19 protein-coding genes and 1 pseudogene are annotated in these 20,972 nt (G+C 50.2%); 12 read left to right on the forward strand and 8 right to left on the reverse strand.

Going from position 1 to position 20,972, the window contains the following annotated elements; genetic code table 11:
* Positions 1–27: 27 nt before the first annotated feature.
* The gene (locus KDW_RS20695) at positions 28–258 is read left to right on the forward strand and encodes a hypothetical protein (RefSeq protein WP_151757857.1); all 231 of its coding nucleotides are present in this window, start codon (positions 28–30) and stop codon (positions 256–258) included.
* An 11-nt stretch (positions 259–269) separates the two neighbouring features.
* Here the strand turns inward: KDW_RS20695 and KDW_RS20700 are convergent, their stop codons facing one another.
* The 4 genes from KDW_RS20700 to KDW_RS20715 form a co-directional block, all read right to left on the reverse strand.
* The gene (locus KDW_RS20700; RefSeq protein ID WP_151757858.1) at positions 270–800 is read right to left on the reverse strand and encodes a P-loop nucleotide/nucleoside kinase family protein; all 531 of its coding nucleotides are present in this window, start codon (positions 798–800) and stop codon (positions 270–272) included.
* A 53-nt stretch (positions 801–853) separates the two neighbouring features.
* Positions 854–1,492 carry a hypothetical protein gene (locus tag KDW_RS20705; protein ID WP_151757859.1) on the reverse strand — a complete coding sequence of 213 codons (639 nt, stop codon included), beginning with the start codon at positions 1,490–1,492 and terminating at the stop codon, positions 854–856.
* 75 nt (positions 1,493–1,567) lie between these two features.
* Positions 1,568–2,488, reverse strand: a complete 921-nt coding sequence (locus tag KDW_RS20710) for a hypothetical protein (protein ID WP_151757860.1) — start codon at positions 2,486–2,488, stop codon at positions 1,568–1,570.
* 282 nt (positions 2,489–2,770) lie between these two features.
* Complete coding sequence (locus tag KDW_RS20715; RefSeq protein WP_151757861.1) at positions 2,771–3,040, reverse strand: hypothetical protein; 270 nt, start codon at positions 3,038–3,040, stop codon at positions 2,771–2,773.
* 29 nt (positions 3,041–3,069) lie between these two features.
* On the opposite strand from KDW_RS20715, the gene tnpA reads away from it, so the two are divergent.
* Both tnpA and KDW_RS20725 read left to right on the forward strand, forming a co-directional pair.
* Positions 3,070–3,480 (forward strand): IS200/IS605 family transposase, encoded by a 411-nt coding sequence (gene tnpA / locus KDW_RS20720; protein ID WP_151755659.1) that lies wholly within the window; start codon positions 3,070–3,072, stop codon positions 3,478–3,480.
* Between the two features lie 26 nt (positions 3,481–3,506).
* Positions 3,507–5,020, forward strand: a pseudogene (locus tag KDW_RS20725) (zinc ribbon domain-containing protein).
* Between the two features lie 57 nt (positions 5,021–5,077).
* Here KDW_RS20725 and KDW_RS20730 read toward each other — a convergent pair.
* Both KDW_RS20730 and KDW_RS20735 read right to left on the reverse strand, forming a co-directional pair.
* Positions 5,078–5,677, reverse strand: coding sequence for a YccF domain-containing protein (locus KDW_RS20730; RefSeq protein WP_151757862.1), 600 nt, complete (start codon positions 5,675–5,677; stop codon positions 5,078–5,080).
* Between the two features lie 233 nt (positions 5,678–5,910).
* A complete protein-coding gene (locus tag KDW_RS20735; RefSeq protein WP_162005456.1) occupies positions 5,911–6,738 on the reverse strand; it encodes an LLM class flavin-dependent oxidoreductase in 828 nt (275 codons plus the stop codon).
* 548 nt (positions 6,739–7,286) lie between these two features.
* Between KDW_RS20735 and KDW_RS20740 the strand changes: the two genes are divergently transcribed.
* Positions 7,287–7,961 (forward strand): TetR/AcrR family transcriptional regulator, encoded by a 675-nt coding sequence (locus tag KDW_RS20740; RefSeq protein ID WP_151757864.1) that lies wholly within the window; start codon positions 7,287–7,289, stop codon positions 7,959–7,961.
* Positions 7,962–8,063: 102 nt separating this feature from the next.
* On the opposite strand, the gene KDW_RS20745 is transcribed toward KDW_RS20740, so the two are convergent.
* Positions 8,064–10,004: a pectate lyase-like domain-containing protein gene (locus KDW_RS20745; protein WP_151757865.1), complete on the reverse strand. Its 1,941-nt coding sequence runs from the start codon at positions 10,002–10,004 to the stop codon at positions 8,064–8,066.
* A gap of 258 nt (positions 10,005–10,262) precedes the next feature.
* Positions 10,263–10,889: a hypothetical protein gene (locus tag KDW_RS20750; RefSeq protein WP_151757866.1), complete on the reverse strand. Its 627-nt coding sequence runs from the start codon at positions 10,887–10,889 to the stop codon at positions 10,263–10,265.
* A 708-nt stretch (positions 10,890–11,597) separates the two neighbouring features.
* Here KDW_RS20750 and KDW_RS20755 point away from each other — a divergent pair.
* The 8 genes from KDW_RS20755 (at position 11,598) to KDW_RS20790 (ending at position 20,853) form a co-directional block, all read left to right on the forward strand.
* Entirely contained in the window at positions 11,598–12,428 is an 831-nt protein-coding gene (locus KDW_RS20755; protein ID WP_151757867.1) for an MFS transporter, read from the forward strand.
* A 15-nt stretch (positions 12,429–12,443) separates the two neighbouring features.
* On the forward strand, positions 12,444–12,869 hold the full coding sequence (locus KDW_RS20760) for an MFS transporter (RefSeq protein WP_151757868.1): 426 nt from the start codon (positions 12,444–12,446) through the stop codon (positions 12,867–12,869).
* A gap of 152 nt (positions 12,870–13,021) precedes the next feature.
* Positions 13,022–13,750 (forward strand): TetR/AcrR family transcriptional regulator, encoded by a 729-nt coding sequence (locus KDW_RS20765; protein WP_151757869.1) that lies wholly within the window; start codon positions 13,022–13,024, stop codon positions 13,748–13,750.
* Between the two features lie 155 nt (positions 13,751–13,905).
* A complete protein-coding gene (locus tag KDW_RS20770) occupies positions 13,906–14,661 on the forward strand; it encodes a DUF2071 domain-containing protein (RefSeq protein ID WP_151757870.1) in 756 nt (251 codons plus the stop codon).
* Positions 14,662–14,663: 2 nt separating this feature from the next.
* A complete protein-coding gene (locus tag KDW_RS20775; protein WP_151757871.1) occupies positions 14,664–15,119 on the forward strand; it encodes a hypothetical protein in 456 nt (151 codons plus the stop codon).
* A 605-nt stretch (positions 15,120–15,724) separates the two neighbouring features.
* Positions 15,725–16,957 carry an ROK family protein gene (locus tag KDW_RS20780; protein WP_151757872.1) on the forward strand — a complete coding sequence of 411 codons (1,233 nt, stop codon included), beginning with the start codon at positions 15,725–15,727 and terminating at the stop codon, positions 16,955–16,957.
* 113 nt (positions 16,958–17,070) lie between these two features.
* Entirely contained in the window at positions 17,071–18,702 is a 1,632-nt protein-coding gene (locus KDW_RS20785; protein ID WP_151757873.1) for an AAA family ATPase, read from the forward strand.
* Between the two features lie 234 nt (positions 18,703–18,936).
* Entirely contained in the window at positions 18,937–20,853 is a 1,917-nt protein-coding gene (locus KDW_RS20790) for a glycoside hydrolase family 30 beta sandwich domain-containing protein (RefSeq protein WP_151757874.1), read from the forward strand.
* Positions 20,854–20,972 lie beyond the last annotated feature (119 nt).

Here is a 20,972-nt window from a genome sequence, read left to right on the forward strand (position 1 = left end):
TAGCCCTGAGTGTAGAGAGGAAACAAGATGAGTGCATTTCCCGCTTCTGGAAGTGAAGTAGCAAGGATACTTGATCAAATTAAAGTCGAATATGAAGCTGCCCAGAGTGGCTTGTATGGTCTGTCTTCTGGGACTTCACAGCATGCTTTTATTACGGCCAAAATGGAGCATATGAGCCTGCTTCATTCAGAACTTCAATCACTGGTTGGAGATTCCGCCACTGCTTTAGTCGTCGAGCAATTGAATGCATCTCCGTAACAGTGTTGATTTCAGACTGCTTGTTCCTTGAGCTGGATATACGCTAACGCCTGTTGCATATTTTGTTCGTGAGGATTCGTGGTATCTAACACGAATCTCTCTTCTTTCCATGGGGCATATTCTTTACGGCGGTTTTCGACGTCTTCCCAGGTCACTTCAGGAATGCCATGCATATTTCTGACGCGGGCTTCGAGCCTTTCCCGATGAAGCTCTCTGTCTATCACACACTCAATAATAATCAGTGGCACAGTCTGTTTACGAGCCAGATTATTCCACATATCCCTGGCTTCTTGCACTGGATTGACGGCGTCAATAATGACAGACAGGCCGCACTTGAGTTGTTCACTGGCAAGAGCTTCAGCCACTTCATAGGCGGCTAAGCCCGTTTCAAAGCTTCTCTTGATACCGCTCAGGAGGATCGCTGATTCAATTGGATCAACTGAAAGTACTGGGATGGATAGATTTTTTGCGAGACCTTCTGCAACAGTACTTTTACCCGAACCTGGTAAGCCAGAAACAATAATTAACTTTGGTGTATTCATTTGTCTATTATATCATGCTCAATCTATATTGTCGACATTAAAGTATTTATGGTTTATTTTCGTTCTCGATGACGAATATCCCTGAGCTGTTGTTCGATACATTTTTTGTGTGCCTCGGCTAATTGATAGCTTGAACTCCCGGGATTCAGTTCTCTGAGCGCTTTTTCTGCTTGAGCTAAAGCCATCAGCAATTGTAACAATTCCCTGGATTGAGGAGCCACGCGGCTCTCGGGCCAGTGTTCGGTGTATCTCCATCGTCCCAGACCGACCATCATAAATTCGTCCAGGATATCCGGGTTGTTTGCCTGAACGCCAAAACAGCGCAAGGCCTGATTGATGGCTCCGAAATCGTACATCGTTGTGGCCAGAATAACCTTGCCTTCTTGCCAGACAATGGCCTGCTGGCTACCGATACCACCCAGGAAACCAGCCTCTACATAGGCCACATAGTCCTGTTTGGAGAGCTGTTGTGCGAGCTCGACAATGCATGTACTAATGCTGATTGCTCCTATGTGCTCATAACGACGAGGTGATCCTGCGTCGTGGCGGTCACCCAGTTCATTCCAGAAGGCAATCGTGAGCGGTATCATCTGTAAATTATGCCTGAGCGGAATCACGCAAGCGTTAGAATATTCAAGGGGGACAGATGCAAGGTTCTCTCTTCCAATCAAAGCCGTCAATTCGTAACCCATAACTCCTCCACTCTGTTGATTTATACTCTTTATAACTATAAGTGATCCTTTTAGCTGTATATGTAAGTATGCTGCTTAGTGTGTATCTTGAATGATGCTAAGGATGTGATTGCTGAGGGAACCACGATGGGAATTGGGGTGGATCCATTGGTGTTTTTGTTCGTCATACTGAAGCTGTTTCTTCAGAGTGTATGCGAGTTTTTGCTTCTGGATGTCGTTCAGGTGATGGGCGTTGTCGCGCATAAAGGTGAGTGCCTGATTTTGTTCAAATGCAGATTTTGGATCGTCTATCATGGGTTGAAGTTCTTCGAAAAAAGGTGGCCGGACGGTTGTTCTGATAATGGAGAGCCCAAGGATGCGTTGTCCTCCATTCTCGGAACGAAGGTAGTTACTGACTTCATTATCTTTGAAGTCAGCAAAAGGTGCCAGTGTGCGCATACGACCAAAAATGGAGCGAAATTGGAGTGTGCGTTCGTCCCCTGAAGGCATTTCTTCACGAATAGTATTGTATTCCTGGACTAAACTGATAAGTTCCTGCCGTGCTTCTTGAGGTGAGAAGCGTGAACTATAGGTTTCCTGGGCCTCATTTTTAATGTATGTGAGTTCTGCCTTGTTGGTGCTCGAAGAATCTTCTCCGGCGGTTTCTGCATCATCAATGATGAGACCTAATGTATCAGAGTTAAGCGTTTTCAGAAACTCTCCGATACCAGGACTGGAAAGTTCTCCCGCTGGAGTTTTGAGTCCTCCACCTAAGAGGGTAAAGATTCTGAGAAGCGCGGGTAACCAGAGTAATGCAAAAAAGAGGGCCGTGGTACTGGTGATCTGGAACGTCACAGCCAATACTCTGGACGTATTATTCCAGGTGATATTGAACATACTGGCTATGATAACCAGGACAGTGATAACGCACCAGATAACGGGCAGGCGTAAGGCGGTTCTTAGTAGTTCATCGAGTTGCTGCTTATCTATCTTTTGACTTGTAGGTGTTTCTTCCATACATTTCCTCAGTAATATTTTTCTCGTCTTTAATTGAAACGTTTGAATGTATGAAAAGTAGCATATGAAATTGCTATATTTAACGTATTTCTTGTGTGATTTTTGATTGGGGATTAGGGCATGGTTCACATCCATGTGAGCTTTCTATGAACCACGCCTAACTTCCCATACAGAAACTATGATTGCTACTGGCGGGAACGATGAAGCTGTTTATATCTGGGGTGTGCGTTAGTTATTGAACCGCCTGTACCCAACTCGAACAGGCGGTTCTTTGCCTGTAGGCTAATTCTTACGCAGCGTTAGCACTGCTGGCAGGCGGTTGAGCATCATCAGGCCAATTGGCATCAATATAATAGAGCAGACCAGACCATAGCCAACACAAGCCCAGAAGTAACCTGCCCACCAGCCAATCGCACAAAAGTAAAGTACGCGAACGAGAAAATTGGTTTGATTATTGGTATTGACATAAGCGTAACCCGCCGCAAGCCGCTGTGGTTTGAACCCAGGCGGATAGGCGGGTTTCTCGTGGGCTTTAGCCCTCGCTTGTTGCAATATCGTCTTTTCTCCTGTATACTGCAACAATGGAAAAGACGAGTACATTGCAGTATCAGCGTGACGAGCACCGCGTCCATCTTATTGTGTATCATCTCATCTGGTGTCCTCGTCGTCGCAAAGCCATTCTTACGGGTCCCATCAAAGAACGGTGTCAACAGATACTCGAAGAGAAATGTCTGGAAAAAGGGTGGAGTATTCTCACCCTGGCGATTCAACCTGACCATATTCATCTTTTTATCCGCGTCTGGCCTTCTGAAAGTGCCGCTGATGTGGTGAAAGAACTTAAGGGCATCACGTCCTTTCATTTACGAAGGGAGTTCGCCCCTATCATGAAGAAAATGCCTTCGACCTGGACCCGTTCCTATTTTGCCAGCACGGCTGGTGCAGTGAGTGCTGAGACCATTCAACACTATATCAATGCGCAAAAAGGAATCTAGCGGGGAGGAAGGGAGGGAGTCATCGCATGGCAAAGGCAACGAAAACCATCACACAAGCAATGCAGTATCCATCCCGGTATGCTGCCTGGTTTACGACCACCCAGGCATTGTTCAACACAGTGGCTTCCTTCTACTTTGAGGTCATCACAGCTCACGAGCAGGTGCTGTTGCTTTCCTCACACAAAGCCTTGCATGCCCTTGAGACATTGACCCATGCGACGGAAGAAACCCCGATCCGGTGATGCCGCTCGGTGCCATTGCTCCTCAGGTTCCTGCCCTCTTTCGCCGTGCCGCTATTCACGCAGCTCTTGGCTCCGCCCACGCCTTTGAGACGAGCTTGCAGAAGTGGCGTGCGCGCAAAGAGAAAGCGGCCCTCAAAAAGAAGCGTTTCACCGAGCACCCACCGGTTCCCCCGCGGACCTGGAATCGGTCGCCGACGTTCTACAAGGGCCAGTGGAAAGGGCGAACTGCGTCCTCCATTCTTCTCAAGCTCTGGACAGGGGCGAGGTGGATCTGGGTCAACGTTCGGCTCTTGAGCCGTGACCTGCCCGATGGCTATGAGCCGGGGAGTCCGTCGCTGGTTCGCCATGGCTCACATTGGCGGTTGCATACCCCGGTCGAAAAGACCTTCACCAGTCCGGGGAAGGTGGCTGTGCAACTGGCTCATGCCCAGACACGCATCTGTGCCATTGATCTCAATCTCGACCATCATCTGGCGGTCTGTACCATCCAAACAGCCGACGGCTCGACCGTTGCCACCACCTTTCTCAGTGGCGGCAAACGCGTAAATGGCCGTAGGAAATGGCTGCTTGGTCGTATCGCCCGCAACCGTCGTAAGACGGGTATCCTGGCCGAAAACGAACCCGATAATGTGGCATTATGGGAGAAAATCCGTCATGTGGATGAGCAGGTGGCACACCTGATCAGTGCGCGCATTGTGCACTTTGCTCGTCAGCATCAGGCGAGTGTGCTGGTATTTGAACACCTGGGCAACCTGAAACCCCAAAAAGGCCGCTACAGTCGCCGAGGGAACAGCAAACGAGCCTTCTGGATGAAGGGGCGTATATTCACCAATGCCAAATATAAAGCGTGGAACGAGGGCATGATCACGAGTCGGGTGAACCCGCGCAACACGAGCCGCGAATGCGCCCGTTGTCATGGCCTGATTGTACGTTACCATGCCAAGCAGGGGCCCGAGCCAGCAGGCTACACACCTGGGGCACCGTTGGCCTGGTGTCCTGCGTGTGGCATGAAGGGTCATGCCGATCGCAATGCGAGCCTGGTCATTGGTCAGCGCTTGCGTACACGTGCTCACCATCAGGAAAAGCCTCGCGCTCCTCTCCTGGGTCCAGGAGAGAGGGATGAGAAATCATCAGGTGTTGTCCGTTCCCAAGACGCCAACAGCAAAGGTGGCCCATCGCGCCGCCGAGCACGGAGGCACGGAACGGGCAAGGGGCATGGCACCGCCCATGAGGATCACGCCAGGATGGTGGCGCCCTCAGCTATTCCTCGCCCATTACCTCTGTTCAGTGAGTCATAGCAACGCTATCTATCTCGAACAGTGGCGTACGCAGGAGTGGAAGAAGCCGCCGCCCCTTCAGGGCGTGCGGAGTGTCACATTAATATTAATTGAATTTTGCATAACACCAGGAGCACCCATACCTGGTTGTACCATGGTTGTCGAAACATTGATATTCGTGCTCGTTCCGGACGATGAACGCAAGGTCATCACCTGTGGTAAGCGATTCAACATAACCAGGCCAAGGGGAAGCAAGACCACTGAGAGCACACAGAAATAGCCGACATTGAGCCATGCAAAGCCCAACCACCAGCCAATAAAACAAAAGTACAAGGCACGTATAAAAAAGCCGTGCTGTTTCCCATTATTAATCGTGACATTCACATTTTGAGCCATCCTTGGAGGCTGCTGGAACATAGGTTGAGGTGCATACGGTTGGGGATAAGGTTGCTGAGGCATCATGTGCTGTTGGGGATAAGGTTGCTGAGGCATCATGTGCTGTTGAGGTATCATTGGTAGCTGCGCATAAGGTTGCTGAGACATCATTTGCTGTTGAGGATAAGGTTGTTCTGGAATATACGATCCCTGTTCCTGTGATGGATGGGGCGGATAGATTGCTTGAGGTTGATAGGGGTGATTATAATTTTGATTATAAGGCTGATCAGGTGATTGCTGCATTACGGTACGTCCCTTTCCTTCCATAAACCACACACATATTTTTATGCTCTTCAAGAATAAAGCATAGGAATGTACAAATGCAATAGCCAATTAATCATGTTTGTGTAACATAGCATCATTAATGGACATATAAAAGGATATAGAAATGTTACATGATGTATCAAGGTGCTTCATCATAAGCAAAAAAATCATATAATATATGGAATTGAATCAGGGGAAGATTGACGCAACAGTTATCGGCATGGTGGTCCATGGTGGATACGATCGCGAAATTCTTCTAAGGGCCAGCCAAGCCCTTCTTCAACCCACCACGTGGCTCCTGCCTCTTGAAATGGCGTCACAATATCGATTCCCTGTTGGCGGTCAGAGGGTGTCTCACCGCTCATGATGACTTCAAACGGAGTATTTAGTGAGCGATGAGCATGTACATATGCAAGGCAGGCGCGAAAATCCTCTGGTGAGAGCCACTGCTTTTGCTCAACATTGATAGATTTGAGACTGACGCCATCCCATTGGGCAGCACGCCGGAATGGCGCACGACGGGGCCAGCCACCAGCCACCCAAAGAGGAATGCGGGGCGATTGTACCGGTTTGGGTTGCAAGCTTACCTGATGCAAGTGGTAATGCTCACCAGTAAAGGAAAACTGATCCTCGGTCCACAATCCTGCAAGAATGGCTAATCCTTCATCCAGTTGGCTGGCTCGAACTGCCGGATTTCTCTCCTCACCAAAGGCGGCGAACGTTTCGTCAGAGTCACCTAACCCTACGGTACAGATGACCCGACCTCCAGAAAGTTGATCCAGGTTAGCGAGTCGTTGAGCCACGAGATAGGGACGATGACGGGCCAGTGGAGACACAAGTAAGCCAATCTTGATGTGTGATGTTTGAAGAGCAATCGCGGTCAGAGCAATCCAGGGATCAATGACAGAAGAGTTTTTTGATAGCACATCCCAGATAAAGAACCCATCCCATCCAGCGGCCTCAGCTTCCAGCGCAAGTTGTGCCAGGACACGAGCATCTGCATAGGCTTCTGTCGTGGGAACATCCAGTCCAAATCGCATGTTCTTCTCCATAATGTAGATATTTAGTGTAAAATAAAGTCTGGCTTGTCGTAATATACCACCGTATTCCTGTCATCTCCTGTCATATTGAATGCTTATGACGCAATTTTACAAAGATTATCTGTATCGCTTACTCGCCATAAGACCATTGGCAGCCGGACCCACGGTGATCACTTTATCTGGTGTAAAGAGCATCCAGCTATCCATCGCTTTGGCAGAGGCGCTGAAAAGGTGGAGTATGATGTCGCCATCAAAGGAGATAACAGCATCCAGTGCAGGTGTCATCAGATCAAAAGATTGAATAGTGTGTGTCCTTTTATAAATGCTTCATGCAAGATCTGCTTTGAATACTCGCTTCCAGTCTACCATTGATCAGCTTGCTCGTCGAGAGGCATAAAAATCTGATTACAGCAATACTTCTTATAGTTTTTTATGTGAATGGTTACCGTTGTACTTGTGAAGAAGGTTGCTTGAAACTGGCGCGTTTTTGAGCTATAGTTCGCTGTATCATAAACCGGCAGTTGGTATTGAATAGAGGAGGAATTCTAATGGTACGCACGGTCAACGAGCAAGAATATGCGGAGAGGCGTAATGCGATCCTGGATGTGACGCAACAGTTGGTGGATACTAAAGGGTATGAGCAGATGGCGATCCAGGATATTCTGGATACGCTTCAGATTTCCAAAGGCGCTTTCTACCACTATTTTAATTCTAAAGCGGATCTGCTCTTTGCGCTGGTCGAACGCTGGGGAGATCGAATTGAACAGATTGTGCTCCCCATTGTCCAGGATCCCAATCTTTCAGCGCTGGACAAATTCGCGCGTTACTTTAGTCAGGTCAACCAGTTCAAACTCGAGCATAAGCAGATGGCGTTTGCTCTCATGCGTGTCTGGTATGCTGATGAGAATGCTATTGTCCGCCACAAAATTTACATGATCCAGGTTAAGCGCCTTGTTCCCTTGCTTACACAGATCATCAGCCAGGGTGTCGAAGAAGGCATCTTCAAAACTCCTTATCCTGAGCAGGCTGCCAGAATGATGATCACGTTGATGAATGATCTTGGGTATGCCTTTGCCGCGTTCCACTTTGAGGAAGGTATGATCTCTGAATCACCCCAGATTGCTCGGATTGCTGCGGCAACCGTGGATGGGCTGGAGCGGGTACTGGGAGCGCAATCTGGCTGCTTACAGGAAAGCTGGCGTGAAGCGCTCTCGCAATGGTAGGTTCTATTCACATAAATATTTTGAAAAAGAGGAAAGGGCCATCAAACTCCATTCATATGAACGCTGTTTGATGGCCCTTGATTTATCGATTACCAGATAAGGTTACGGGTAGCTGACCACGGTCACCGGGGTATCCGGATTGGCGATGGTTGCCGAGCCGCCGGTGTTGTTGATGACATGCTGGGTACCACCTGATCCGCTGGTGGACAGGAAGATCGTGAGCAGATCGTGGAAGCTTGAAGCTGGCAAGGTCTCAGGCGCTTCAAACGCGTGTGCGGCATAGATATCCACACCCTGGTTAAAGAAGTTATAGCTGCCCATGCCATAACCACTGAAGCTGGTTACATGGTTGCCAACTTTGAAGGCAGCCCAACCATCGACACCAGGAGCTTCCATCCAGGCGGCCTGAGTGGGTGGATCGTAAGGCATCTCGTTTTGGAAGAAAATGTTGGTGCCGGCATTTCCATTCCAGATCACCTCATACTTCTGGTAATGCTCGACGAAAAGACCATAGGCAGTCACGTTGTTACCATTGACGATAACACCGGTATCAGCAGTATTGCTGGTCCAGCCCACGCCGTTACCATGGTCCGCGCGCCATGCCCAGATATCATCCAGGATGACGTTGTTGCTATTAACGATCAGACTGTTCGTAGCACTGCCAGCCTGTGCTCCGCCGATCCGGAAGAACACATCCGAGAGAGTTGTTGGATCAGAGGCAATCTGGTCACCGCTCTCATGATCATCCCGCTCATGCTCGTGATCGCTTCCGACTTGCAACAGTACTCGAGAGTTTTTCGCACCTGCGTCAATGATCATTCCCGAGAGGATAACACCCTTAGCGCTCTCAACGGTCATGGCTGTATTACCCTTGTCAGGGATCAAAGTTGGGAAACCGAGGCCAAGTACCACGCTATCTGGACGTGTGACTTTGATGCTTTGCTTCAGGTGATAGACACCTGGCGTCAGAATGAGGCTGCGACCGGACTCCAAAGCATCATTGATCCTCTCTACCGAGTCGGTTGGACTGGCAATAAAGAACTTGTTGATTGAGATGGAGGTTCCGGGTGTTGCGCCGTTGGACCAGGTTGTGCCTGATGAATTGTGCTGTACTGAAGGCACAAACACATTGTAGTGCTTATTGGCATCCATATACATATATGGAGCCTCGCGAGTCACCGGACTGGTCGCGACGGTGGTGTAGGGTCCACCACAGGATGATTGCGCAGGAAAACACTGAGCAGGTGCATTCACAACACCTGAAAACACCTGGTTCCAGACGCCGTTAGTCCAGCCATCGAGATTGCTGTTCCTGACCATCCACTGCTGCTGCGAGCCATTGATGACGGTGCCGCCTTCAAACGCTGAATCAGAGATGAAGCCGCCACTGGCATACGATGGGCCAGAACAGTAGTCCATCAGGGTGGTGTTTCCATTGATGTGGACGCGACGCATCGGGGCCGCCTGTGATACAGCCCAGAATTCACCAGCATAGCAGCCAGCATTCGGGGTGGTCACGTTGATGCTCAGGTTCGACAACGAGCGCCAGAAGTTGTCGAGCGCGATACAGTTGTTGGAACCGAAACACTGGTTACGGACATCGACTGACCCGTTGATAACGACATCATTCGGAGAGAGACCGAGGCCCGCCACCGAGGTATAGTAGCCGACCTGAAAATTGAGGGGAGTAGTACTGGATCCGTAGGTACCAGGTTCGAACAGGAGCGCATAGCGCTGCGTGCCAAACTGGTTGGAGATTTGTTGGTTGGCGATTGAGTCGACCGTTGCCTGAATCTGGCTCAGCGGCATGCTAGGATTAAATATGTAGACGTTTGAGCCAAAGTTTGGTTGGCTTGGTGACACTGTCGACGCAGCCTGGGCGGTACCAACGCCACTGGTAGTCATCACGCATGCAAAGGCCACGAGGGCACATGCGGCGAGAATTGAATGACGACGCAATCGTGCGCCGCCGGTCTGGACGCGCTGTGACTTCCATGCATCTGGCTGCCAGTGCCAGCGGGAAAGGAATGTGCGTAAGCTCATCTCCTCATCTCCTCGTTTGTAGTGTGCCGCATCTATGCGGCTCCCATATCTGGTCATCCGATCGTGTTACCATGCCGGACGCATGCGCCTACCTCATCGTAGCACTATCCGGATGTGCACTCTGAATCCCGTAAAAATACATCGGAATTCTTCGATCAAAAAAGGTTTTTTGAACTATTTGTTCTACATAACTCATAGTGTAACATGAGAAACCGGTTTATTCAATAAGCGTCTGTACGAAGAGAAATAGTAATAGGACTATGATTGGATTGGCTGGGGCCATGGCACATGAGGATATCCTAATTGCAAGGTACAAAATGGGTTAATTGGATTTGGATCTGTGTTCGAGACTACCACAAACATGCCCCATTGAATGCCCATTGAGGCACCTTGCCAATCATCCGAAAAAGCCTGATGTGAAAATACTTTTGCCAGGGTATCACTTTGATAAACAGAACCCCCAACATTCTCCGGGTTTATTTCTTCGCCTGTACTGTTTCGCTGATAGGGGCCCAAACCTTGAGCATCTTGAGGGAAAAATTTATGGCAGATGGACTGTATATCTGGCCTCTCTGCGGTTGAAGAACTGGTCATCAGAATGGTAATGGCAGCGATCCGTTGTTCGCGTATTTTTATCTGGTATTGGATAGTGGAATTAGCATGGCTTGTATCATTAAACACATATACCCCATAGTTTTGTTCATGAACATTACTAGCAAAGTCCGCCAGGCCGATAGATTGTTCAAAATCAGCAAGTGTACTCCCTAATGGAATTGGTTGTGTTTGCAGGTGTTGTTGATAGATATTCCAACCTAACCAACTTCCCCCAAATAATAAGATCGATAAAACAATCATCGTAATATATAAATAATGTTTGGGTTTCACACATCTATCCTTTCCTGGATACATCATGATCAATATATCTTATTTTGAGTACGATTATACTTAAATCGCTTCATTATGCCAACTATGCATTTTTAGTACTACTAAGGCGAGCAATTTTTATGCCTGGCGTATGCTTTTCTTCGCACATCTTTCGGACAGGCTCAAAGATGCAATTTGACAGGGAAAAGCTGCTTCTGTATACTTTATTATAATGTTGATTCTCTTGAGTAAGGAATGAGATTGCTTGAATATGAAGCATAGCAGCAAGGGCCCAAAGGCAATTTAGCAAACACCACTGTTTTTGGGCTGCTTCTCTGGTAACACCATGAATAGCTGACCGCTTACTCTGCTCTACTACATTGTCAAACTTCGTGTGATGAGTTGTGCGCCCGCTACGCGGGCGGGATGGGGGAGATGCCGGGGGCACAGCCCCCGAGCCCCCAGTCAAGGGGCTCGCTGCTTGATCATGCCCCCGGCATGCTCGCTTGCATCCCCGCCTCCCCATCACATGATGTCTGACAGAGTACTACTTACAGCAGAGCGTATCTCTGCGTTTGTTCATTGTGACAAACGTGCTGAAACCCTTTTGACAGTGTGTATTGCTGTCAGAGGGTTCTTTTTTTGCTGTGGATTTCATTTTCCCTGGTGGAACTCCTTCTGACAGCATGCATACATGTATTTGATGTAGTGTATGAAGGAGTTAAAATTTTGAGTACCATCAGACATCTACGTTTGACACGAGCCCTGCAATCGAGAGCCTTTGCGATGCTGTGGTTGGGGCAGACCATCTCTGCGCTGGGGAATGCTGTTTTTCTGCTGGCGATTGGTTGGCAGACGTTGCAGTTAACCCACTCGGCCATGGCTACTGCCATTGTCGAGACGGCTGGTATGTTGCCTGGAGTTGTCCTGCTCCTCCTGGGTGGTGTGGCGGCAGATCGTTTACCGCGTCGCCTGATCATGTTTCTCTCAGATATGGGGCGTGGGCTGGCTGTGCTGTTCGTCGCCTTCCTGACCTGGACGCACAATTTGCAGTACTGGCACCTGGTTGTACTGGTAGGTTTCTTTGGCATCACCAGCTCTTTTTTTGGTCCCGCCTATGCCTCTATCAGTCCACAATTAGTAGAGAAGGAAGCCCTGACTTCCGCGAATGCATTACGCGGACTGAGTCGCCAGGTGAGTGGATTATTCGGGCCGTTATTGAGCGTGAGTATGATTGCCTTCGGTGGCTTCGCCAGTGTCTATGCATTTGACAGTTTTACTTTTCTTATCTCGGCTGCCTGTCTGTATCTGATGCAACTACCACTTGCTGATCCGCATGCGATCGATAAGCGGACATCGAAGATGAGTCTACGGTTTATACGAGAGCATGCGCCGGGCGCGATCATTGCTGACGTGCGTGAAGGCTTGCAGTATATGTTGCAGGTGCGCTGGTTGTGGATCTCTATCGTCGTTTTTAATGTCGCGAGTATGGGGATAGCCGCGCCTGTGATTGTGGCTTTACCCAAATTGATGGCGAATCATTATCATGCAGATATCTGACTGCTGGGAGCGTATGTGACTGCCCAGGCAATTGGTTCGATGCTTGCTATGCTCTTGATCGGCCAGGCTACGCATATACGTCATCGAGGTATGCTGGTCTATCTAACCTCTATCTTGAGTAGTATGGGTGTAGTGGGATTGGGGATTTTCAGTGTTCCTCTGGCTGCTATTCTCATCGGTGTATTCATGGGCTTCTCTGGTGGGCTCGCTGATACCTGGTGGCCGGTGCTGCTCCAGGAGTATGTTCCGGCGGATAAACTGGGACGTGTCAGTAGCATTGATCAGATCGGTGAAGCATTGCTCTGGCCGTTAAGTTTTGTGCTGGTGGGTAAACTCTCGGATACGCTTGGTCCCGCCTGGATATTCATTGTGGCCGGCCTCTTTAGCGCGTTTTTGCGTATCTGGGCTTTAAGCGTAAAGGATATTCGCGACCTCGATTAACCACGTAACCTCACGCTTTATCAGCGCTGGCAGTCGTCAATGCAAAGGTCATGCCAGCGCATCCATTGACAGGTCAGGTTTGATAGATTATACTTGAAAAGTAAACATGTTTACTTTTATGTGCTGAAACGAGGAAGCAGAAGAGAGTCATCATGAGTGAAGAATTAGATAGTAAGAGGACGCCGAAAGGAGAGCAAACACGTCAGCGTATTCTACAGTGTGCTTTGGGTTTGTTTAGTTCCAGAGGATATGAAGAAACGACGATGCGTGAGATTGCGGCTGAGGCTGGATATTCGCCGGGACTGACCTACAAGTACTTTGCCAGCAAAGAAGAATTGGTGCTGGAACTTTATCAAACGCTCTGTAAGGACCTGGATGCGTTTAGTCGTGGCTTACCTTCTGGTCCGCTGGCTGAACGCTTTCATCTCAATGTCGCCACAGGTCTGGAGATGATGGCTCCCTATCGTGAAGCCCTCAGTGCGCTGTTTCGGACGGCGCTCAATCCTCGTTCGCGTGTCGGTGTATTTAGTAAGGAGACGGCTGATATTCGTCTGCATGCCAGAGAAACCTATCTGCGTGTCGTGCGAGGTGCTAAAGATGCTCCAAAGGAATCTCAGAGCGAGGATCTCGCTACTATACTCTATGGTGTTCATCTGGCCATGGTGCTCTTCTGGCTTATCGATGAGAGCCCTCAAACGTGGCGTGCCGGACTATTGCTCGCTTTTCTGCGCGATATGCTGAAACTGCTGCAACCAATTCTCTGGCTTCCGCCCGTCGCACAGGCGCTGAGTAAACTGGCAGCCATCCTGGGTCCATTACTTGGGGATGAGAGAAAGACAGCACTTTCTCAAAAACCAGATCAAGATGATAAGCCCATGTAGTGTGTTCTATAAAGAGAAAAAAAGAATGAGTGATTCCTTCACTATTCCAATTGTGGAATAGCTAATTTTCTGCTGGACTGCAAGATGAGTAAAAGTAGAAAAAAACTAGCCAGACGTGAAGGAAACCATTAGATTGCATTGGAGGATCCATCGCTATGCTCATTCCCCGTTCAGTTCATGCTCACCTGGTTGAGCGCTTCATCTTTAATTTTCGGATGCGACCCGAAGTACTCAAATCACATCTGCCCGTTTGTTCTTTGCAGCCTCAAGTTATTCAGGGGTGGAGTGTCGTCTCATTTTGTCTCTTGAAGCTTGACCATGTAATGCTCTCACCACTACCAGCATGGCCTGGCTTAAAAACCATCTCCTGTGCGTACCGTTGTGGGGTTATTGATACTTCTGGCGCAGTACCAGAGCCAGCCGTCTATGTCCTTGAGCGATATACAGATTGTATGTTGATCTCTCATCTCGATCCGTGGATCTTTTTAGATTCTATGCCCCAGGTTCGCTCAACGCTCAGACTGGAAGGCGCTGCCAGGACCATGCACGTCTATCACCGAGAGCTTGGACCTGTGTTTGCGGCGTCCGTTGAGCCATCCGTGAATCCTCAGAAACTGGATTCCCAGGTCTTTGATTCGCTCGCCGCTTTTACGCATTTTATGCAGCAAGGCGTGATAAGCTATACTCCCGCGACCTCGGAAAACAGGTTGTCTCGGGTTGATCTACAGAAAAAAGATACCCACTATGAAGTACTAAATGCTACTGTATTGCATAATTCCCTGAATGCTTGCTGGCCCGAAGCCGGACTGATTTTTGACAGTGCCATCCGGGCAACAGGAGGAGTGTACAAGTGGACATACCGAGGTCTGGTTGAAAGAGGTTGCAGCCATGTCTGGGCAGGAGAAAAATGATCATGAAAACAAGCGAAATGTTTACAGCCGAGGAGTTACTTATACGGCGTATCTGGTTGCTGATCGTCGGACTCGTGGGATTACTGCTTGCGACCCCAGTGACACTGCTGATTCCCTTTCATGGATGGTTTGAAATTTTTCTACTGAGTTTATTCTTATTAGGAAGTCCCACCAGCGCACTTTTATCCTGGTGGTTGATTGTGCATAGGACAAAGGATCTTGATGTCGTTCATGGCTTAAAGGCAGGTCTGCTAGCCAGTTTGATCGGCTTTGTTATAGTAATTGTTGGACTGACTCTGATCTTACCAGTGCTTATTATAGTTGTATTCTTCTACGCGTTGGCTATCTGCATTTTTGTAGTTGCTCCTGTTGGATTAGCGCTCGGGGCTACTTTCGTTGCATTGGAGAAATGGTCATTGGCTCGTCTTGAGCGGAAGAAGGTGGGCACTACTGACTGATAAGGGTGATATCGGTCGGGACGTGATTTGCGTTGCCTGGTTCGACGCGGAGAGGTTGCAGTGGCGAGCGCCAATACGTTTCGCTTAAGCCCAGGGACGGTTTGATCCTTAGAGGAGATGAACGAAAGTAGGTTCGACCCTTTGGGTCGATTGGTTCCCTGCATACTATCCTTGCTTGACCATAAGCAAGCTATGACATGTGAGGCAATGCATTCGTGTGGGGGGAGACAATCGACCCAAAGGGTCGAACCTACCATTTGTATCTCTCTTGATCATTTTTGCATGCGTTGCTTCATGATCATGCCACCATTGTAGCCATTCCATCCATAACCGAAATGTATTGGCGGCAAGTGCTGCCGGTACAGTTGGTCATACGCGAACAGGTTGCAGAGACGAGCGCTGCCGGTACGATGGGATTTTACCTTGACAGGACTTATTTTACTCCTTATAATAAGGGTAAGATTATCCCGTCAGGGTATTTGATTATCCTCTATTTGTCTCATTACTTATGATGATTGTAAGGCAAGATCTCTTTTTATCAGCTGTAAAGTGGTAACCGGTTTCACGTGTATTTCACTTCGGATCAGGATGAGGAGTAAGAAAACTTGCTGACTACTACTCTTACCTCGCGTGATGTCAGACGCATCAATCGTTCCACTGTTTTGCAGGCTATCTATCGCGCTGGTGCGATTAGCCGTTTGCAGTTGAGTCAATGTTGCGGTTTAAGTGTGGCTACAATTACGAATGTGGTGGCGGAACTTCTGGCCGAAGGTATTCTACTGGAGGCGGGGCTTGAAGCTTCGGATGGTGGTAGACCACGCAGGCTGCTAGAACTCAATCGCGAGTATGGCTACTTCTTTGGTGTGGAGATTGGTGAGACGGATATTGCGGTTGAGCTTTTTGATCTTACTCTCCAGAATATACAAACCGCTCACTATAGTTTGCATGGTGAAGAGAATCATCCTATGAAGGCCGTGCAATGCGTTATTGAAGGCGTTACTACTCTGCTTGCCGCTCTCAATATTCCCCGTGAAAAAATCTTAGGTATGGGACTGGGCGTACTGGGTCTGGTCGATCATACTGACAATGATGCCGTGCTGGCACCATCCTGGCAATGGCAACGGGTACCGCTCAAGGAACTGATCAACCAATCTCTGCACATACCATTGTATCTGGATAATGGGGCCAAAACCATGGCCTTAGTCGAATTGCATATGAGGAAGACAAGCGCGACAAATGAAACAATGATCGTGGCTAATCTGGGGACTGGCGTTGGTGCAGGTATCGTCTACGAGGGTAAACTGTATTGCGGTAAAACCAATAGCGCTGGTGAGTGGGGACATACAGTGATGGCTCTGGATGGTGCCCTCTGCCGCTGTGGACGTCGAGGTTGTCTTGAAGCATATGTTGGTGCTCCCGCTATTATTACGCGCTTCCGTCAACGAGTATCTGATCGATCGGAAGCTTGTGATGAGGACGAGACACATGCCCTGATAGCTATCCTCGAAGCAGCGCAGCACAATGATGAAGTCGCTATCCAGGTCCTGCAGGAGACTGCCCATTATCTTGGAGCAGGTCTGGCAAACCTGGTCAACCTGTTCAATCCACAATCCATCATGCTTGGTGGCTGGGTTGGTACTTTACTTGGCCCATATCTTTTGCCAGAGGTGCGGAGATTCGTTGAGCGGTATGCCCTCAAACTACCATTTGATGCCACGCAAATACTTGTCAGCCAATCAGGGAAGGATGCTGGCAGCATTGGTGCGGCTCTACTCGCTCGCGAAAACTTCTTACAGAAAATATGGCGAGAAAGCCCCGTCCATTCATGGCGGGGATGAATCGCCACATCGGCTGACGATAGGGAACACACGGTGTAAGAACTTGCGTTCCTCCTTTCTTTCTGCTAGAATAGCACCGTGTAGATTGAAAACACGTAGAGGGAGCGAGCAGCGTGAAGCAGACGAAGAAACAGCAGGAACCTCGAAAGCCGCGAAAAGGGCCAGCAACGCCGACCTTTCTGCTTGAACTGCCATTGATGGTCGATGCCGGGCAAGCCGTCCGCTTGCGTGCCCACCTGGAAGCCGCCCGTCAGCTCTACAATGCCATCCTCTCCGAGGGCCAAAAACGTCTGCGACGTCTGCGGACAGACCCTGCGTGGCAGCACGCTCGTGTCCTGCCTCCTTCCCATACGAGCGAGCGAGCCGCCGCCTTTGCGGCGTTGCGCAAGGCACATGGTTTCACGGAGGCTGGTCTGCATGAGGCGGTCAAAGGGCTGCGCGTGGGCTGGATTGCCGAGCACATCGAGGCCGTGCTGGCTCAAACGCTGGCCACCCGCGCCTACCGCGCCCTCAACCGTGTCTGCCTGGGTCAGGCCAGGCGGGTGCGCTTCAAGAGCCGGGGACGTGGTTTCTCCAGCATCGAGAACAAGCGCAATGATACCGGCCTGCGCTTTGTCCTGCAGCCGCCCGAGGAGGGCAATGGCGGGCTGCTGCTCTGGAACGGGGACCAGGTGCCTGCTCGCATCGATTGGCAGGATGCGGTGGTGGCGCATGGGCTCAGGCACCGCATCAAGTACGCCCGCCTCGTCCAACGTGCCGCCAGTAGCCCCCGAGCAGCCGGAGCCGATGCGTACGGGAACCGCTATGTGGTCCAACTGGCCCTGGAGGGGACGCCGCTCCACAAGCCAAAGCACGCCATAGGGCAGGGCATCGTGGGAGGAGACCTGGGACCCTCGACCCTGGCGCTGGTTCCGCAGCAGGGAGAGGCAAGCGTGCAGGTCTTCTGTGCCGAACTGGTCCCCGATGGCCGTGGCCTCCGTCGTCTGCAGCGGCAGATGGAGCGGCAACGGCGTGCGGGCAATCCCGAGCACTATGACGAGCAGGGACGCATCAAGAAGCAAGGCAGCAGGAAACGGCAATGGAAGCAAAGTCACCGGTACCAGGCCACGCGTCGGCGCAAAGCAACGAGAGAACGGAAGCTAGCGGCCCACCGCAAGAGCCTGCACGGGTGCCTGGTGCACCAGGTGTGCGCGCAGGGCAGCACCATCATCATCGAAAAAATCTCGTACAAAGCGTGGCAACGTCAGTATGGTAAGAGCGTGGGACTGCGAGCCCCGGGGATGTTTGTGGATCAGCTGAGACGCACCGTTGCAAGCACGGGCGGCATCCTTGTTGAGGTTCCCACACGCAGCACCGCGCTGAGCCAATGGTGCCACGGCTGCGGTCGTAAGGTCAAGAAGCCCCTCTCGCAGCGCTGGCATCACTGTGCCTGCGGGGTGGGACCGGTCCAACGCGACCTGTATTCGGCCTTTCTGGCCGCCTATCTCGATCCAGCAGATCCCACTCCCTCGTGTGCCCACTACCAACCGTATTGGGAGGGTGCGGAAGCGCGCCTACGGGCAGCACACGAGCGTCTCATTCAACGTGCGAAAGAGGGGCAGGATCTGCCCCGAAGCTTGGGCATCACCCGAGCCAGAGCGCGTCTGCCCGAAAGTCCAGAGGAACCCCTACAAGAGTCAGCCCTGTCTGCCGCAGCAACAGGGCTGAAAGCGTGGGACGAACCTCTGGAACCCCCACCGCTTTAGCGCGGGAGCTTCAGTTCAGGTATACGTACAACTACTACGCGCCATATACCTGTGTCACTGGCACCTTTGTAAGGCAACAGGCACAGCTTTCTGTGTGTTTTTTGTAGACTCTGCTGTCTGCATACCCTTATAACAGGTTGTCCAGTTATCTATAGGATGGCTATTCATGATAGCCATGGACCATCTTTTATTCCATATTTGTGTACGGCCGACATTCGTTTCAAGGAGGATTCTATGTATTGGTCGACCCCTGTTCGCGCGAGATCTTTGCGCGCACTCAACATCGCAGTAATTTGTACGGTCCTGTTGTATAGCATTGTCGCTCTCTTCTTTAGTTCCCCTCAGGTACATGCGGCTGGCGAGACCGTCAATGTCTGGCTGACGAGCGGTGATCTGAGCACCCATCTGGCTCCCCAGGCCAACCTTACCTTTGCTAATGGCAATGGTAGCGGCAACGTGATTAACGTCAATGAGAACCAGACCTATCAGCAGATGGATGGTTTTGGGGCTTCTCTGACTGACTCCAGTGCATGGTTGGTGTATAACAAAATGAGTAGTAGCCAGCGCTCGACCTTGATGAACAATCTTTTTAATTCCAGTAGTGGTATTGGTCTGAATTTCCTGCGACAGCCAATTGGTGCTTCAGATCTAACCCGACCAGCCCCGGCCGTTGGTGAGTATTCCTATGATGATATGCCCGCCGGACAGACTGATCCCTCGCTGGCTAATTTTTCGATCAGTCATGATAACGCCTACATTATTCCTGTACTCAAGCAGGCATTACAGATTAATCCCTCCATTAAGATTATGGGTACGCCCTGGAGTCCCCCTGGTTGGATGAAATCGAGTGGTTCTATGGAAGGTGGTACCCTGAACGCCAGCGCCTATAGTGCTTATGCCAACTACTTTGTGAAGTATGTGCAAGCTTATCAAGCACAGGGCTTGCCTATCTATGCCATCACACCGCAGAATGAGCCGCTATATGTACCTAATGGCTACCCTGGTATGTCTTTTCCGGCGGATCAGCAGACCAACTTTATCAAAAACAATCTGGGGCCTGCTTTTGCCCAGAATGGCATTACGACCAAAATTCTGGGTTATGACCACAACTGGGATCAGACAGGCTATCCCACAACGATCCTGAGTGACTCGACGGCTAATTCTTATACTGCCGGGACGGCCTGGCATTGCTATGGTGGTAGTGTTGATGCCCAGACAACGGTCCATAACTCATACCCCAACAAAGATACCTGGGAAACTGAATGTTCAGGAGGAGCGTGGGAAAACAGCAACGGCTTCCCCAATACCATGTCCCTTCTTATCGGTGTCGTCCGCAACTGGGGAAAATCGGTTGTTCGCTGGGGCATGGTGCTTGATCCTAATGGTCAGCCTAATCTCGGGACCGGTGCAGCCTGTTCTACCTGCCGTGGTGTGGTGAGCGTGGATCAAAACAACGGTAACGTCACCTATAACGGAGACTATTATGGTCTGGGTCAGGCCAGCAAGTTTGTTACTCCAGGTGCATACCATATCGACTCCAGCGCTGGCAGCAATGGTATTCAGGATGTCGCATTTAAGAATCCTGATGGTACGAAAGTGCTTGTCGCCTACAATTCCGGGTCCAGCAGCCAGAGCTTTAGCGTGCAATGGGGTGGAGAATCTTTTGCCTATACGCTGCCAGCAGGAGCGGCCGCAACCTTTAAATGGAGTGGCACCCAATCTGGTGGTGGTTCTGGCGCACCTGTTGGCAAGACTATCTGGCTGCGAGCCACCAATAATAATAACTATGTGAGTACCAGAATCGACCAGACCAACTCTCCTCTGAACGCCAGTGCGACACAGGTCCAGGCCTGGGAAGAGTTTGATGTGATTGACGCTGGTAATGGACAGATCGCCTTACTTGCGCATGCGAATAACGATTACGTCAGTGCGCGTACGGATCAGAGTAATACTCCCCTGGATGCAATGGTGAATCAGCTACAAGGCTGGGAGAAATTCACCTGGCTTCCTCAAAGCGATGGCACGGTCGCGCTCCAGTCGCAGGCCAATGGCAATTATGTCAGTGCGCGCACCGACCAGAGTAATACCCCGCTCGATGCCAATGTAACCCAGATCCAGGGCTGGGAGAAATTTACCTGGGGACAGGTGTAGTATGTTCCAATAAGGCGCCAACAACCAATAAGGCGCCAACAACCAATAAGGCGCCAACAACCAATAAGGCGAAAACAACTAACCGAAAAAGCTGACCCGATGTATCTATACAATACATC

The sequence above is a fragment of the Dictyobacter vulcani genome, from assembly GCF_008974265.1.
Taxonomy (GTDB): Bacteria; Chloroflexota; Ktedonobacteria; order Ktedonobacterales; family Ktedonobacteraceae; genus Dictyobacter; species Dictyobacter vulcani.

Bases quoted from the DNA above. Each gene is read 5' to 3' on its own strand.
- KDW_RS20695 (WP_151757857.1), top strand. From the start codon at position 28: ATGAGTGCATTTCCCGCTTCTGGAAGTGAAGTAGCAAGGATACTTGAT.
- KDW_RS20775 (WP_151757871.1), top strand. From the start codon at position 14,664: ATGAAAACAAGCGAAATGTTTACAGCCGAGGAGTTACTTATACGGCGT.
- KDW_RS20735 (WP_162005456.1), bottom strand. From the start codon at position 6,738: ATGCGATTTGGACTGGATGTTCCCACGACAGAAGCCTATGCAGATGCT.
- KDW_RS20770 (WP_151757870.1), top strand. From the start codon at position 13,906: ATGCTCATTCCCCGTTCAGTTCATGCTCACCTGGTTGAGCGCTTCATC.
- KDW_RS20790 (WP_151757874.1), top strand. From the start codon at position 18,937: ATGTATTGGTCGACCCCTGTTCGCGCGAGATCTTTGCGCGCACTCAAC.
- KDW_RS20730 (WP_151757862.1), bottom strand. From the start codon at position 5,677: ATGCAGCAATCACCTGATCAGCCTTATAATCAAAATTATAATCACCCC.
- KDW_RS20700 (WP_151757858.1), bottom strand. From the start codon at position 800: ATGAATACACCAAAGTTAATTATTGTTTCTGGCTTACCAGGTTCGGGT.
- KDW_RS20745 (WP_151757865.1), bottom strand. From the start codon at position 10,004: ATGAGCTTACGCACATTCCTTTCCCGCTGGCACTGGCAGCCAGATGCA.
- KDW_RS20710 (WP_151757860.1), bottom strand. From the start codon at position 2,488: ATGGAAGAAACACCTACAAGTCAAAAGATAGATAAGCAGCAACTCGAT.
- KDW_RS20765 (WP_151757869.1), top strand. From the start codon at position 13,022: ATGAGTGAAGAATTAGATAGTAAGAGGACGCCGAAAGGAGAGCAAACA.
- KDW_RS20705 (WP_151757859.1), bottom strand. From the start codon at position 1,492: ATGGGTTACGAATTGACGGCTTTGATTGGAAGAGAGAACCTTGCATCT.
- tnpA (WP_151755659.1), top strand. From the start codon at position 3,070: ATGGAAAAGACGAGTACATTGCAGTATCAGCGTGACGAGCACCGCGTC.
- KDW_RS20740 (WP_151757864.1), top strand. From the start codon at position 7,287: ATGGTACGCACGGTCAACGAGCAAGAATATGCGGAGAGGCGTAATGCG.